This window comes from Curtobacterium caseinilyticum, from assembly GCF_030363035.1.
GTDB lineage: Bacteria > Actinomycetota > Actinomycetes > Actinomycetales > Microbacteriaceae > Curtobacterium > Curtobacterium caseinilyticum.
Map to the genome: position 1 here is coordinate 1 of NZ_JAUCMN010000014.1, position 13,854 is coordinate 13,854.

Below are 13,854 nucleotides of genomic sequence, written 5' to 3' on the forward strand. Positions count from 1 at the left end.
GGGTTCGAGTCCCTGCAGTGCTCGTCCAGGGGCACCAGCAGATCCGTCGTGGGGTTCGAGTCCCTGCAGTGCTCGTCGGGGGCACGTCACGGATGCCGGGTTCTCCACAACCGTCGCCCTGGACGGTAGCGCGGCCCGCGTGCCCCGTACGATTGACCCCGTGTCCAAGGTCCTGAGCAGTCTCCCCGTCGGCGAACGAGTCGGCATCGCGTTCTCCGGAGGTCTCGACACCTCCTGCGCGGTCGCCTGGATGCGCGAGAAGGGAGCGGTGCCCTGCACGTACACGGCCGACATCGGCCAGTACGACGAGCCGGACATCGACGCCGTCCCGGGCCGCGCGAAGGAGTACGGCGCCGAGATCGCACGCATCGTCGACGCGAAGAGCGCCCTGGTGGAAGAGGGCCTCGTCGCCCTGCAGACCGGCGCGTTCCACATCCGGTCCGGCGGCAAGACCTACTTCAACACGACGCCCCTCGGCCGCGCCGTGACGGGCACCATGCTCGTCCGCGCGATGAAGGAGGACGGCGTCGACATCTGGGGTGACGGCTCCACCTACAAGGGCAACGACATCGAGCGGTTCTACCGCTACGGCCTGATGGCGAACCCGCGTCTGCGCGTCTACAAGCCGTGGCTCGACTCCGAGTTCGTCGAGGAGCTCGGCGGCCGCAAGGAGATGAGCGAGTGGCTCGTCGCCCGGGGCTTCCCGTACCGCGACTCCACCGAGAAGGCCTACTCGACCGACGCGAACATCTGGGGCGCCACGCACGAGGCGAAGAGCCTCGAGGAGCTCTCGAGCGGCCTGGACATCGTCGAGCCGATCATGGGCGTCGCAGCCTGGCGTGACGACGTCGAGGTCGCCACCGAAGAGGTCTCCGTCCGCTTCGAGGCCGGCCGCCCCGTCGCGATCAACGGCGTCGAGTTCCCCGACGCCGTCGCGCTCGTGTACGAGGCGAACGCCATCGGCGGCCGCCACGGCCTGGGTGCGAGCGACCAGATCGAGAACCGCATCATCGAGGCGAAGAGCCGCGGCATCTACGAGGCACCGGGCATGGCGCTGCTGCACATCGCCTACGAGCGCCTGCTCAACGCGATCCACAACGAGGACACCGTCGCGGCGTACCACAACGAGGGTCGCCGCCTCGGCCGCCTGATGTACGAGGGGCGCTGGCTCGACCCGCAGTCCCTCATGCTCCGCGAGTCGCTCCAGCGCTGGGTCGCCTCGGCCGTCACCGGCGAGGTCACCCTGCGTCTGCGCCGCGGTGACGACTACACGATCCTCGACACGACCGGCCCCGCGCTGTCGTACCACCCGGACAAGCTCTCGATGGAGCGCGTCGGCGACGCCGCCTTCGGCCCGGACGACCGCATAGGTCAGCTCACCATGCGGAACCTCGACATCGCGGACTCGCGCTCACGCCTCGAGCAGTACGCGGCCGCGGGCCTGATCGGCGGTGCGACGGGTGAACTCGTCGGCGAGCTGCAGACAGGCGAGGCCGAGGAGATCCTGGGCGGTGCGATCGTCTCGAGCGAGGACGAGGCACTCGGGCGGGCGACCGACGCCGCCTCCGAGGGCGCCGCGTTCGACTCGGGGACCGACTGACCCGTACCGCACCACCACGAACGGGAGCCCCTGCCGCGAGCGGGGGCTCCCGTTCGTCGTGCGGGCGTGTGCACACGTGCACCTCGTGCGTGCGCATCGTGCGACGTTGCACCCGTCGATCGACGCGCGCGATGTCGTTCGATGCGCGTGCATCCGTTGCGTTCGCATCGTGCGCCATGGCACCTGTCGATCGACGCGTGCGATGTCGCGAACCGCGGTCGGACCCACGCACCCCGTGACGGACGGGAGGCGCGGTGCCAGCCGGCACCGCGCCTCCCGTCCGTCGTCGGTGCGACTACCGCCGCTCGGCCGTCTCCGGCCGCTTCTTCCGCCACGGCAGTGCGGGCTGGTCCGGCCCGTCCCACACCTGCACGGCGCCCCACGCCGCTGCCAGGAGCGGCACCGAGATGATCGCGCCGGTGATCCCGGCGAGCACCGTGCCGGCCGTCAGACCGATGAGGATGACCAGGCCGTGCAGCTTGAGCGTCTTGCCCATCAGGACCGGCTGCAGCAGGTTGCCCTCGAGCTGGTTCACGAGCACCACGATGCCGACCACGATGAGGGCGGCCACCGGTCCGTTGGCGACCAGGGCGACGAGCGCGGCGAGGATCCCGGCCGCGGTCGCGCCGACGATCGGGATGAACGCGGTGATGAACACGACCACGGCCAGGGGGAGCGCGAGCGGGACACCGATGATCGCCAGTCCGACACCGATGCCGACCGCGTCGACCGCTGCGACGCTCGCAGTACCCCGGACGTACCCGCCCAGCGTGTGCACGACACGGTCGCCCACCCGACGAGCCCGCTCGTACCGGGCGCCCGTGAAGGGGCGGAGCAGGAACTCCCAGATCGCGGGGCCGTCCTTGAGGAAGAAGAAGAGCACCACGATCATCAGGACCAGGCCGGTCAGGAAGTTGGCCGTGGCGGACGCGCCCGCCAGCGCCCCCGTCCCGAACTGCGAGCTGGTGAGGAAGTCCTGCACGCCCTTCACCGCCTGGTCCACCTGCTGGTCGGAGATCGAGAACGGCAGGTGCGCGGCGAAGTCCTGCAGCTGGCCGAACCCGCGGATCGCCGACTTCTGCAGATCGGGCCACTGGGAGATGACGGCGACGACGATCAGCCAACCGACCAGACCGAGCACGACGAGCACGCCGAGCAGGACCGCGAGGGTCGCGAGCACCGAGGGCACCTTGTGGCGGCGGAGCCAGGACACGACCGGGTGCATGGCCGACGCGATGATGAGCGCGAGGAGCACCGGGATCGTGACGACGCTGAGCGTGGCCGCGGCGTACACGACACCGATCGCGATCACGAGCACGATGATCACCTGCAGGCACCGGGTCGCCAGACTGCCGAAGCCGTCGGTCCACTTGCGGACGAACGGGCCGGGCGCAGCGTCGGAGGGGGCGGCGGTGTTGCCGAACAGGGGCATGTGGCTCCTCGGTGGTGGGCGGGACCACCACGCTACCGACGCGGTCACCCCTCGGACGGAGGTCGGTCGTGCCGGCGTCGGCGTCCGCCGTCGCCGGTAAGCGCATCGGCCTCGACGCGCAGTGCACCCACTCCTACGCTGGTCGTACCGGGTTCTCCTTCAGGGTTCCGTCGTCACGATGCCCTCGCGGTCCGCGAGGTCTGGCGCAGCGGGACGGCCCGGTCGGATCCGGAGTGTGCACCACTCCGATGAAGGGCTGGTCCCATGACCGCCATGCACTGCCACTGTGGCACGCACCTCGACTTCTCGGCGGGCCAGACCCGCACCCCCGCTTCCTCGTTCGCGTCCACGACCCTGGCGGTGCTCTCGTGACGCCCCGCCCCACGGAGGACTGGCACCGACACGGCCTCCGCTCGCCGGACGAGGTCGCGGACATGATCGCCGAGCGCGTCGGCGGCACCTCCGACGCCACCGTCCCGGCCGGTGCGGAGCACGACGAGCCGTCCTACGCGGACTTCCTGGGCGAGCAGGTCTGACACCGCGGCGGTCTGCTCGAGCGTGACCCGAACGGGGGGCTCGCTGCGACGTCCGCTCAGGTGAACAATGCTCGGCAAGGGGCAGTCACGCCCCGTCCGCCTCACCAGCGGATGCCGGATCAGGGAGGACCCGACGTGCACGACCACGACACTCACCCGTTCGACCGACACATCGGCCCGCCGCACGTCGAGCGGTTCCGCCTCACGCGGACCGACGAGATGCTGCGGGTCGTCTGCACGTGCGCGATCGGGGCGGACCACGACAACACCATCCGGCACGCGGGTGCCGTCGTCACGAGCTGAGGCGTGTCGCGGCAGCCGAGCCGGGTCCTGCCGGGGAATCCGGACGCGGGCTCGACCGGAGCGCGATACTGGACCGGTGCGTGAACTCCAAGCCGCCATCGCCGCGGACCTCGACGTCCAGCCGACCATCGACCCGGAGCAGGAGATCGCCCGCCGCGTCGGGTTCCTGCGGGACTACCTGACCACCACCGGCGCGAAGGGCTTCGTCCTCGCCGTCAGCGGCGGCCAGGACTCCACGCTCGCCGGGCGACTGGTCCAGCTCGCGGTCGAGTCGCTGCGGGCCGAGGGTCGCGAGGTCGCGTTCGTCACCGTGCGCATGCCGTACCGCGTGCAGGCCGACGAGGACGATGCCCAGCTCGCCCTGCGGTTCATCGCGGCCGACCCGGGGATCGTCGTGAACATCGAGCACGGCGTCGACGGGGTCGTGCAGGACACCGCGGCCTCCGGGGTCGAGCTGAGCGACTTCGTCAAGGGCAACGTCAAGGCCCGCATGCGCATGGTCGCCCAGTACGCGGTGGCCGGGCAGCAGGGGCTCCTGGTCGTCGGGACGGACCACGCGGCCGAGGCCGTGACCGGCTTCTTCACGAAGTACGGCGACGGCGGCGTCGACCTCACCCCGTTGACCGGGCTGACGAAGACCCAGGGGCGGCAGCTGCTGGAGCACCTCGGTGCGCCCGCACGCCTGTACGAGAAGGCCCCGACGGCCGACCTGCTCGACGACCTGCCCGGTCAGACGGACGAGGCGAACCTCGGCCTGACCTACGCCGAGATCGACGCGTACCTGCAGGGGCACGAGGTACCGGACGAGGTCGCCGAGGCCATCGAGACGCGCTACCGCGCGACCGAGCACAAGCGTCGCGTCCCCGCGACACCGTTCGACAGCTGGTGGCAGCAGGGCGCCTAGGCGCCCTGCGAGCTCCGGACGGGAGGCGCGGTGCAGGTCGGACCTGCACCGCGCCTCCCGTCCGTGCCCGCTGCGTCTTCCCTCGCTCACTGCGTGCTCCCCGGGCTCGCTGGGTCCTCCCCGGCCTCGCCGCGTCCTCCCCGGCCTCGCCTCGCCGTCCACAGGCCCGGTCGCGGGGCTGTCGGCGCTGGTCGCGTGGCTCCTAGGATGACCCCAACGGAACAACAGATGCGGACTCCCGGGCGCGACCGACCGTGACCGGCCCGCTGGGGGGAACCATGGAAGTCCTGCTCGCGCTCGGCGCCGTCCCGCTCGTCATCGTCGGGATCATCGTCCTCGCCGTGATCGCGCTCGTGTACGCCAAGCTCGTCTACCGCAATGCCGGTGCGGACGAGGCGCTCATCATCACCGGCAAGCGATCGCGCAAGGTGAAGAACCCCGACGGCACCGAGACCGTCGAGTCCGGCATCAAGGTCGTCCTCGGCGCGGGGGTGCTCGTCCGGCCGTTCTTCGAACGGGTCGCGAAGATCTCGCTGTCGTCGCGGGCGATCGACATCAACGTGAACGCGCAGGACTCCCGCGGCGTCACGATCGACGTCGAGGCCGTTGCGCTCGTCAAGGTCGGCGAGGCCGACGCCTCGATCCGGGCTGCGGCACAGCGCTTCCTCGGCCAGGAGAAGAAGATCGACGACTTCGCGCGCGAGGTCCTGTCCGGCTCGCTCCGTGCATCCATCGGCGCGACCGACGTGTCGACGATCATCCGGAATCGTGACCAGCTCACGGTCGCCGTCCTCGACGTCGCCAAGGATGCCCTGCACAGCCAGGGGCTCGACGTCGACTCGTTCGAGATCAAGGGCATCTCGGACCGCAACGACTACATCAGCGACCTCGGTCGAGCCGAGCGGGCACGCGTGCGGCTCGAGGCCGAGAACGCCGAGGCGCAGGCCGACCGCGAAGCGCGCGAGGCCCGAGCCACAGCCGACCAGGCGATCGCCGAGGCGGAGAACACGCTCGCCATCCGCCGTGCCGCGCTGCAGCTCGACGCCGACCGCGCGTCGGCCGAGGCCGCTGCCGCCGGCCCGCTCGCGCAGGCCCGTGCTTCGCAGGGCGTCGTCGAGCAGGAGCAGATCACGGCGCAGAAGCGGGCCGAGCTCCGTCGTGCCGAGCTGGAGTCCGAGGTCTCCGCCGTCGCCGAGGCGAACGCGCGGAAGACCCGGGTCGAGGCCGAGGCTGCCGCCGCTGCCCAGGTCGAGACCGCCCGAGCGCAAGCCGAAGCGCGACGCATCTCCGCCGAGGCGGTCGCCGCCGAGGCCCAGGCCGAGGCCGCAGCCCGCAAGCTCGCCGCCGACGCCTCTCGTGCCGAGGGGGAGGCGGCCGCCGACGCGATCCGCGCGAAGGGTCAGGCGGAGGCCGACGCGACCAAGGCACAGGCCGACGCACTCGCGCAGCACTCCGAGGCGGTGCTCCGGGTGAAGGCCATCGAGACGCTGCCGAGCATCGCTCGCGAGCTCGCCGCACCGATGGGCAACATCGACAAGCTCACGGTGGTGTCCTCGGACGGCGCCGGCGCCCTGTCGAAGAGCGTCGTGAGCCAGTTCAGCGAGGTCGACGCGCTGCTCGGCACCACCGCCGGGTTCACGCTGAGCGACATCGTGAAGAGCAGCACGACCGGTCAGGCTGCGGCACGCGCCGTCGCACGCGAGCAGGAGACCGTGCCGGGCGACTGACCGGCGGGCACCGACGCCACGACGGGCGCGAGCGGGTCATCCCCGTTCGCGCCCGTCGTCGTCCTGGTGGGCGAGCGGCTCAGTCCCGTTCGCGCCCGTCGTCGTCCTGGCGGCGCTGCTGCCCGCCCGCGTCCTCGCGCTGACCGGCGTCCTCGCGCCGCTCTGCATCCTCGGCGTGGCCCGCATCCTCGGCGTGGTCCGCCTCCTCGATGTGGCCAGCGGCGTCGCGCTCGGCTGCGAGTCGCTGCTGCCAGACCACGCTCCGCGCGGCACCTTCGAGGACGCCCTCCACGCTGCCACCGGTCTTCGCCGCCAGCGCGCCACTGAGGCCCGCGGTGAGCGTGCCACCAGCGGCAGCCAGGCGCTCGACCACCTCTTCCTGGCGGGGGGTCAGCGGTTCGTCGACCATGCTGTCCACGGTCTCCCGGATGTTCTCCTCGCTCGCGTCGAGCGCGGCCTCGTCGCCTGCGTGCAGGGCCGCGGCCTCGCCGACGACGACGAGTCCGAGCCGTGCGGCGTCGTCCTCCGGGCGGGGGTGTTCGTTCTCGTCGGTCATGTCGCGGACGGTACGCCGACGACCATGAGTGCCCGACGTGTCCCGTGCCCCCCGGCCCAGCGGGAGCGGCGGCGCGGGATCCCGCCCGGAACGACGAACTCCCCGGCTCACGGTGGGCACCGTGGACCGGGGAGTTCGTCGACCGCCGACGCCCCCGCGTCGGTCAGCTGCGTCCGCGAGGGATCAGCGGCGGGCGCCGCGACCGGCGAAGCGCGTGTAGAGGAACAGCACGATGACGGCACCGATGATCGAGCCGATGATGCCGGCCGGCTGGAAGAAGCCGTCCATCGGGTCGTGCTGGAAGATCAGGAAACCGAGGAAGCCGCCGACGAACGACCCGATGATGCCGAGGACGATCGTCATGAGGATCGACATGTGCTGCTTGCCGGGGATGATCAGGCGGGCGAGGGCGCCGGCGATGAGGCCGATGATGATGAGGCTGATGATGAGACCGAGCACGGTGTCCTCCTTGTGTCGGACCTTGCCGCGGTCAGGGGTGTCCGCGGTCGTGGTCAGGTGCCGATTGAACTCCGCGGTTCCTCAGCGCGCACTCAGCCTGCGTGGAGGTACAGCACCGGACGGCAGCCCCGCCCCGGTCAGACCGCGCCGGTCGCCTCGAGCTCGGCCTGCAGCTCCGCGTCCGACGGTTCGACGAAGTGCTTGCCGTTCGGTAGCACCACGACGGGGATGTTCTTGCGCCCGCTGATCGCCTCGGCACGGTCCGCCGCCGACAGGTCCGCCTCGACGTCCACGTACTCGTAGTCCACACCGAGCCGATCGAGCAGCGCCTTCGATCGCCGGCAGTCGCGGCACCAGTCCGCACCGAACATGGTCACCTTGTCGAACGTCGCGTCAGTCATGTCCTCACAGTACGTTCAGCAGCCACCGGACATTCCCGCGACGGCCGACCGGACCGGGGAGCACGATGGCGCCATGACCGCGACGACGGACGGCGCCGACCACCCGCACCACCGCCACGGCTGGTGGTGGAAGACGCTGATCGCCGGGTTCCTGCTCTGGGTGGTGACGATCGTCGTCACCGTCGTGACGAGCAACACGAACCTCGTGCCGACCATCATCCTGCTCGGGAGCTTCCTGGTGCCCTTCACCGTGGTGCTCTTCGTCATCGAGCGGGTGACGGGCACGGTGAGCACGATGCAGCTGGTGACGGCGTTCTTCGTCGGAGGCATCCTCGGTGTCCTCGGCGCCTCCCTGCTCGAGGCCGACCTGCGCCAGGGCGCGTTCATCTTCGTCGTCGTCGGCTTCGTCGAGGAGTTCGTGAAGGCCCTCCTGCTGCTCGTGGTCGGGTGGCGGGTCCGGCCGAAGACCGCGCGGCAGGGTGCCCTGCTCGGTGCGACCATCGGTGCGGGCTTCGCGGCGTTCGAGTCCGCCGGGTACGCGTTCAACGCGGCGATCACGCAGCGGGGCATCGACCTCGTGTCACTGCTGCAGACCGAGGTGGTCCGCGCGGTCCTGTCGCCGGTGGGGCACGTGCTCTGGACGGCGATCATCGGTGCCGTCCTGTTCGGGACGGCCCGGAGCGGTGCCAGGTTCCGCTGGTCGTGGGGGGTCGCGGTCGCCTACGTCGTCTCGTCGGTGCTGCACGGACTGTGGGACAGCAACGCGACCCTGTCGACGGTCCTCGCGTTCGTGCTCACCGGCACGCCCTTCTCCGCTGCGGCCTCGGGCTCGGTGCCGCCCGGGCTCGCGGGCTTCGCGACGACGCTCTACGTGGTGGGGCTGCTCGTCGTGACGGTCATCGGCGTCGTGGTGCTCGTCGGCGTGCTCGTGCACCACCGGCGGATCGACGGCGCCCGTGCCGACCAGCGCGCAGACGCCGCCCCGGTGTGGGAGACGACCCCGCCGCCGACCGCGCCCTGACCCGCACTGCCCGGCCGCCGACCGCGCCCTGACCCGCACGGCCCGGCCGCCGCACGCGCCCGGACCCGCACGGCCCGGCCGCCGCACGCGCCCGAACCCGCACGGCCCGGCCGCCGCACGCGCCCTGACCCGCACGGCCCGGCCGTCGCACGTGCTCGGACCCGCCCGAGCACCGTCCACCGACACGTCCCCGTTCCCCGCGCGCCCTACGATGGCCCCATGCCGCAGCGACCCGACCCCGAACGGGCCGCCTGGGCCTCGGCCGCCGTCCGACGCTTCGCCGCCGCGACCAACCTGCTCGTCGCCGCCCGTGTCTTCCGGATCGTCGGCGGCGACCCCCGCGACGCCGCAGCGCTCGCCGCCCTCCTGACCGCGCTGGGCGCGCGCGAGGCGGAGGACGAGGAACCCGCGGGCCGCGGGCCCGACGACCGCGGACGGGTCGACCAGCTCTGGTGCCTCGGCGACCCGGAGGCGTCGACCGCGGCCGTCGAGCGCGAGACCGACCGTCCCCGCGGGGCGACCCTCGTGGTCGTCGATGCCGGCCGTCACGCACCCGCCGTCGACGAGGACGCCTTCGGCCCGGTCGCCCCGGCCCGCCCGGGCGTCCTCGCCGTCCCGGCACTCTCCGACGACGTCTTCCTCGTGTCCACGGGACGCGAGCCGGAGCACGACCCCGCGGCGGTCGCACGCATCCGCTGGGCCCGCCGCTCGATGCCGGTCACGCGTGCCCTCGCTGCCGAGCTCCGCGACGCCGGCCTCCTCCGGGGCACCCGCGTCGGCGTGTCGATGGTGCTCGAACCGAAGACGGCCGTGCTCAGCCTGCTCCTGCGGGATGCCGGCGCCGAGGTGGTCGTGTACGCGCACGCCGACGAGACCGACGACGCCGTCGCCGAGGCGCTGCGTCAGGCAGGGCTGCCCGTCCACGCCAGCAGCACCGCCTCGCTCGCGGAGCAGCAGACGCTCGCGCTGGCGATGCTCGACACCAGACCGCACGTGCTGCTGGACGACGGCTCGCACCTGATCCGGCTCGCACACCAGGAGCGGCCGGAGCTGCTGCCGACGATGCTCGGCGCGGCGGAGGAGACGACGAGCGGCCTCCGCCCCCTCCGCGTGATGGCGGAGCGCGGGACGCTGGGCATCCCCGTGGTCGCCGTGAACGACGCCCGCACCAAGACGTTCCCCGACAACCGGTACGGCACCGGCCAGTCGACGGTGTTCGCGACCCTCGACCTGGTCGACGCGCTCGCGCCCCGCGCGCACCGGGTCCGGCCGGGAGGCACGGCGGTCGTCGCCGGGTTCGGTCCCGTCGGCGAGGGGGTCGCCCAGGTCCTCGGTGCGCTCGGCCTGCGGGTGACGGTCGCCGAGGTCGACGCCGTGCGCGCCCTGCAGGCGCGTCTCGCCGGGTACGCGGCGGCACCGCTCGTCGACGCCGTGGCCGATGCCGACCTGGTCGTGAGCGCCACGGGGGTGCGGGACACGATCGACCACGACGTCCTCCGGGCCTGCGCCGCGGGCGCCGTCGTCTCGGTGGCCGGTGGCGTCGACCACGAGGTCGCCCTCGCGGACGCTGCGGCGGCGGGCGCGGCGGCGACGACCGAGGCGCCCCACGTGGACCGACTGACCTGGCCGGACGGCCACCAGGTGCTGGTGCTCGCCGGGGGCGGCGGCGTGAACACGAGCGCGGCCGAGGGCAACCCCGTCGAGGTGATGGACCTGTCCTTCGCCGTGCAGCTCGGCGCGCTGCGCATGCTGCTCGAACGCGGGGACGAACTCGAGCGTGCGGTCGTGCCGATCGACCCCGCGGTGGACGAGGCGACCGCCCGCGCGGCGCTCGCCGCCTGGGGGAGTCGGGCCGTGCCTCTCGCCACCGGCACGGCCGGTGTGCCGCTGGCGCGTCGGTCCGGATCAGGCGGCGTGGGCCCAGGCCCGCTCGCCGCGCGACCAGCGGACCGCGAGCCCGACGTCCGGACCCACCGGTTCGGGGACCCGTCGTGAGCGCGACCGCAGTCGTCGTGCACTCGGCGCGCGTCGTCGTGCCGATGACCGCGCCGCCGATCGCGGACGGTGCGGTGGCGGTGCGGGACGGACGCATCCTGCACGTCGGCGACCGCTCCTGGGTCGTCGACCAGCTCGACGCGGCGGGCCGCCCGTGGACCGAGCGCCGCTGGCGGGGTGCGCTCCTGCCGGGCCTCGTCAACGCGCACTCGCACCTGCAGTACACCGGCATGTCCGGTGTCGGTCGACGCCAGTACGAGGGGTTCGAGGACTGGGCGGCGGCGTTCAACGAGGACTACGCCCGGCCGCACGACTGGCGGGCCGAGGCGGGCGCCGGTGCCGTGGCCTCGCTCGCAGCGGGCGTGACGAGCATCGCGGACGTCGTCACCGACATCGAGGCGGCCGACGTCCTCCGGGAGCACGGCCTCGGCGGCATCACGTACTGGGAGGTCATGGACTGGGAGAACGCGGCGTGGGAGTCCCACGGGCGCGACCAGGTCCTCGACGAACTCGAGCGCATCCCGTCCACGCCCGGTGCCGGCCTGTCCCCGCACGCGCCCTACTCGCTCGACGTGGCACCGCTCCTCGAACTCCCGGACATCGTGCGCCAGCGCGGGCTCCGCCTGCACCTGCACCTGGGCGAGGCCGCCTTCGAGGGGGAGCGGATCGCGCTCGGGCCGGTCCCCGGGTTCGAGGGCGTCGACGGCGTCGGCCACACCGCGGACTGGCACCTGGCGAACGTGCCGTCCTTCCGTGCCATGCGCGCGCTCGGCTTCGGAGCCAGCGCGACCGCGTTCGTGGACCGGCTCGGGGTGCTCGGTCCGGACTGCCACATCGCGCACGGCGTCTACATGACGGCGTCCGACCGGGCACTGCTCCGTGCACGTGGCACGACGGTCGCGCTGTGCCCGCGGTCGAACGCGGTGATCGGCCTCGACCCACCGCCCGTCGCCGACTACCTGCGCGAGGGCAGCCCGATCGCGATCGGCACCGACTCGCTGTCGTCCTCGCCGTCCCTCGACCCCATGGCCGACGTCACGGCCCTGCACCGCATCGCCCGTGCCCAGGGCTACGGCCACCGCGACCTGCACGAACGCCTGCTGGCCGCGGCCACGCTCGGCGGAGCGCACGCCATGGGGCTGGCCGTCGGCCCGGACCGCACCGGCCACCTGGCGGTCGGGGCCCGCGCCGACCTGGCGGTGTTCGACGTCGACGCCCGCACCGTGCCGGACGCCCTGGCCGAGCTCGTCGAGGACGGGGCCGGCCGGGCCGTTGCGACCGTCGTGCGCGGTGTGGTGCGGGCGACCGACGGCACCGTGCACATCGGCACCGTGAACACCGGGAGCGTGCACACCGGGAGCGTGCCCCCAGATGCGGTGCATGCCGGACGCGCACGAGGCGACGCCGTGCACGCCGGCAGCGCCGCGTCCGACGCCGTGCACCCGGACACCCACAGTCCCACCCCCGTCCCCGAGGAGACCCGATGACCGACACCGCACCCCGTCCCGGCATGGTCGCCCGCCGCACCGTCACCGGCGAGCTGATCGAGTGGCTCGACGTGCCGCAGCGCGCCGCCGCCCTCGGCATGGACCCGCATCCCGAGGGTGGCTGGTACACCCGCACCTGGACGTCGCCGGCCACCGTCGACACCGCTGCGGGGGAGCGCCCGGCGGCGACGCTCATCCACTTCCTGCTGCCCCCGGGCGAGGCCTCCGCCTGGCACCGGGTGACGAGCGACGAGATCTGGATGTGGCACGGCCCGGACACCGTCGTGCTCGAGCTGGGCGGGTCCGGCGACCAGCCCGAGCCCGGGGACCGCATCACCCTCGGCCCGGACGCCGGCCGGCACCGGTTGCACGACGCGCAGGCGTTCGTCCGCGGCGGCGTCTGGCAGCGCACCCTGCCCGGTGACGGCGAGGTGCTCCTCAGCTGCATGGTCTCGCCGGGCTTCTCGTTCGACGACTTCACCATGGTCGCCGCGCACGCCGACGGCGACGCCGCGTAGCGCCCGGACATCCGGATCGCGCTGGTATCCCACGCGCCGGTACACTGCGTCCTGCCCCCGCCCCTCCTGACGAAGGCCCTCCCGTGACCCGCACCCGCCGTCTCTCCCTCGCCGTCGCCACCGCCGCGGTCGCCGCACTCGCGCTCGCCGCCTGCTCCGCCGGGGGCAGCGGCAGCGGCGGCGACACCGTCACCGACGGCAAGCTCACCATCGCCACCGGGCAGCCGGCGTACTCGCCCTGGGTCGAGGACGACGAGCCGCAGTCCGGCAAGGGCTTCGAGTCCGCCGTGGCCTACGCGGTCGCGAAGGAGATGGGCTACGCGAAGTCCGACGTCGTCTGGAAGCGCAGCACGTTCGACAGCGCGATCGCGCCGGGCCCGAAGGACTGGGACCTCAACGTCCAGCAGTTCTCGATCGACGCGAAGCGCAAGAAGGCCGTCGACATGTCGACGCCGTACTACACGACCACCCAGGCGGTCGTGACCACGAAGGGCTCGAAGGCGGTCGACGACACGACCGTCGCTGCGCTGAAGGGCGACACGATCGGGGTCGCCGCGGGTTCGACGAGCATCAGCTCCGTGAAGAACGTCCTCGGCGTCACCCCGCAGGTGTTCAACTCGAACGACGATGCCGTGCTCGCGCTGAAGTCGGGCCAGATCGACGCCATCGTCACCGACCTGCCGACGGCCTTCTACATGGCATCCGCGCAGCTCGACGACGGCACGGTGTCGGCGCAGTTCCCGGCCGACGGCGAGGGCGACCAGTTCGGCTTCGTCCTGCCGAAGGGCTCCGCGCTGACGAAGGAGGTCGACACGGCGCTCGCCGCGCTCGAGGAGGACGGCACCCTGCAGGACCTGCAGACGAAGTGGCTCTCCTCGGAGACGAACACCCCCGTCCTGAAGTAGCCGACGCCGC

The 13,854-nt window shown here is 72.6% G+C and carries 14 protein-coding genes; 10 read left to right on the forward strand and 4 right to left on the reverse strand.

Features of this window, described 5'->3' with window-relative positions; all coding sequences use genetic code 11:
- Positions 1-160 precede the first annotated feature (160 nt).
- Complete coding sequence (gene argG / locus QUG93_RS15280; protein ID WP_289475356.1) at positions 161-1,600, forward strand: argininosuccinate synthase; 1,440 nt, start codon at positions 161-163, stop codon at positions 1,598-1,600.
- 295 nt (positions 1,601-1,895) lie between these two features.
- Here argG and QUG93_RS15285 read toward each other — a convergent pair whose 3' ends face one another.
- Positions 1,896-3,032: an AI-2E family transporter gene (locus QUG93_RS15285; RefSeq protein ID WP_289475357.1), complete on the reverse strand. Its 1,137-nt coding sequence runs from the start codon at positions 3,030-3,032 to the stop codon at positions 1,896-1,898.
- A gap of 368 nt (positions 3,033-3,400) precedes the next feature.
- Here QUG93_RS15285 and QUG93_RS15290 point away from each other — a divergent pair, with 368 nt between their 5' ends.
- From QUG93_RS15290 to QUG93_RS15305, 4 genes are all read left to right on the forward strand, one after another.
- Positions 3,401-3,568 (forward strand): hypothetical protein, encoded by a 168-nt coding sequence (locus tag QUG93_RS15290; protein ID WP_289475358.1) that lies wholly within the window; start codon positions 3,401-3,403, stop codon positions 3,566-3,568.
- A 135-nt stretch (positions 3,569-3,703) separates the two neighbouring features.
- Positions 3,704-3,871: a hypothetical protein gene (locus QUG93_RS15295; RefSeq protein ID WP_289475359.1), complete on the forward strand. Its 168-nt coding sequence runs from the start codon at positions 3,704-3,706 to the stop codon at positions 3,869-3,871.
- 76 nt (positions 3,872-3,947) lie between these two features.
- Positions 3,948-4,775: an NAD(+) synthase gene (nadE, locus tag QUG93_RS15300; protein ID WP_289475360.1), complete on the forward strand. Its 828-nt coding sequence runs from the start codon at positions 3,948-3,950 to the stop codon at positions 4,773-4,775.
- Positions 4,776-5,053: 278 nt separating this feature from the next.
- On the forward strand, positions 5,054-6,502 hold the full coding sequence (locus tag QUG93_RS15305; RefSeq protein ID WP_289475362.1) for a flotillin family protein: 1,449 nt from the start codon (positions 5,054-5,056) through the stop codon (positions 6,500-6,502).
- 79 nt (positions 6,503-6,581) lie between these two features.
- Here the strand turns inward: QUG93_RS15305 and QUG93_RS15310 are convergent, their stop codons facing one another.
- From QUG93_RS15310 to QUG93_RS15320, 3 genes are all read right to left on the reverse strand, one after another.
- Positions 6,582-7,058, reverse strand: a complete 477-nt coding sequence (locus QUG93_RS15310; RefSeq protein ID WP_289475363.1) for a hypothetical protein — start codon at positions 7,056-7,058, stop codon at positions 6,582-6,584.
- Positions 7,059-7,241: 183 nt separating this feature from the next.
- Positions 7,242-7,517 carry a GlsB/YeaQ/YmgE family stress response membrane protein gene (locus QUG93_RS15315; protein WP_066656492.1) on the reverse strand — a complete coding sequence of 92 codons (276 nt, stop codon included), beginning with the start codon at positions 7,515-7,517 and terminating at the stop codon, positions 7,242-7,244.
- Positions 7,518-7,654: 137 nt separating this feature from the next.
- Positions 7,655-7,918 carry a glutaredoxin family protein gene (locus QUG93_RS15320; RefSeq protein ID WP_289475367.1) on the reverse strand — a complete coding sequence of 88 codons (264 nt, stop codon included), beginning with the start codon at positions 7,916-7,918 and terminating at the stop codon, positions 7,655-7,657.
- Positions 7,919-7,991: 73 nt separating this feature from the next.
- Here QUG93_RS15320 and QUG93_RS15325 point away from each other — a divergent pair, with 73 nt between their 5' ends.
- The 5 genes from QUG93_RS15325 to QUG93_RS15345 all read left to right on the forward strand — a co-directional run bounded on the left by QUG93_RS15325 (position 7,992) and on the right by QUG93_RS15345 (position 13,844).
- Positions 7,992-8,939: a PrsW family glutamic-type intramembrane protease gene (locus QUG93_RS15325; RefSeq protein WP_289475369.1), complete on the forward strand. Its 948-nt coding sequence runs from the start codon at positions 7,992-7,994 to the stop codon at positions 8,937-8,939.
- Positions 8,940-9,158: 219 nt separating this feature from the next.
- On the forward strand, positions 9,159-10,934 hold the full coding sequence (locus QUG93_RS15330; RefSeq protein WP_289475372.1) for an adenosylhomocysteinase: 1,776 nt from the start codon (positions 9,159-9,161) through the stop codon (positions 10,932-10,934).
- Positions 10,931-12,421, forward strand: a complete 1,491-nt coding sequence (locus tag QUG93_RS15335; protein WP_353067778.1) for an amidohydrolase family protein — start codon at positions 10,931-10,933, stop codon at positions 12,419-12,421. Before QUG93_RS15330 ends, QUG93_RS15335 begins: the two co-directional genes overlap by 4 nt.
- Positions 12,418-12,939: a cupin domain-containing protein gene (locus QUG93_RS15340; protein WP_289475373.1), complete on the forward strand. Its 522-nt coding sequence runs from the start codon at positions 12,418-12,420 to the stop codon at positions 12,937-12,939. Before QUG93_RS15335 ends, QUG93_RS15340 begins: the two co-directional genes overlap by 4 nt.
- Before the next feature lie 83 nt (positions 12,940-13,022).
- Positions 13,023-13,844, forward strand: coding sequence for an ABC transporter substrate-binding protein (locus tag QUG93_RS15345; RefSeq protein WP_289475375.1), 822 nt, complete (start codon positions 13,023-13,025; stop codon positions 13,842-13,844).
- The last annotated feature ends 10 nt before the right edge of the window (positions 13,845-13,854 follow it).

Coding starts and splice junctions, on each gene's coding strand:
- QUG93_RS15340 (WP_289475373.1), top strand. CDS start 12,418: ATGACCGACACCGCACCCCGTCCCGGCATGGTCGCCCGCCGCACCGTC.
- QUG93_RS15330 (WP_289475372.1), top strand. CDS start 9,159: ATGCCGCAGCGACCCGACCCCGAACGGGCCGCCTGGGCCTCGGCCGCC.
- QUG93_RS15305 (WP_289475362.1), top strand. CDS start 5,054: ATGGAAGTCCTGCTCGCGCTCGGCGCCGTCCCGCTCGTCATCGTCGGG.
- QUG93_RS15285 (WP_289475357.1), bottom strand. CDS start 3,032: ATGCCCCTGTTCGGCAACACCGCCGCCCCCTCCGACGCTGCGCCCGGC.
- QUG93_RS15310 (WP_289475363.1), bottom strand. CDS start 7,058: ATGACCGACGAGAACGAACACCCCCGCCCGGAGGACGACGCCGCACGG.
- QUG93_RS15325 (WP_289475369.1), top strand. CDS start 7,992: ATGACCGCGACGACGGACGGCGCCGACCACCCGCACCACCGCCACGGC.
- QUG93_RS15320 (WP_289475367.1), bottom strand. CDS start 7,918: ATGACTGACGCGACGTTCGACAAGGTGACCATGTTCGGTGCGGACTGG.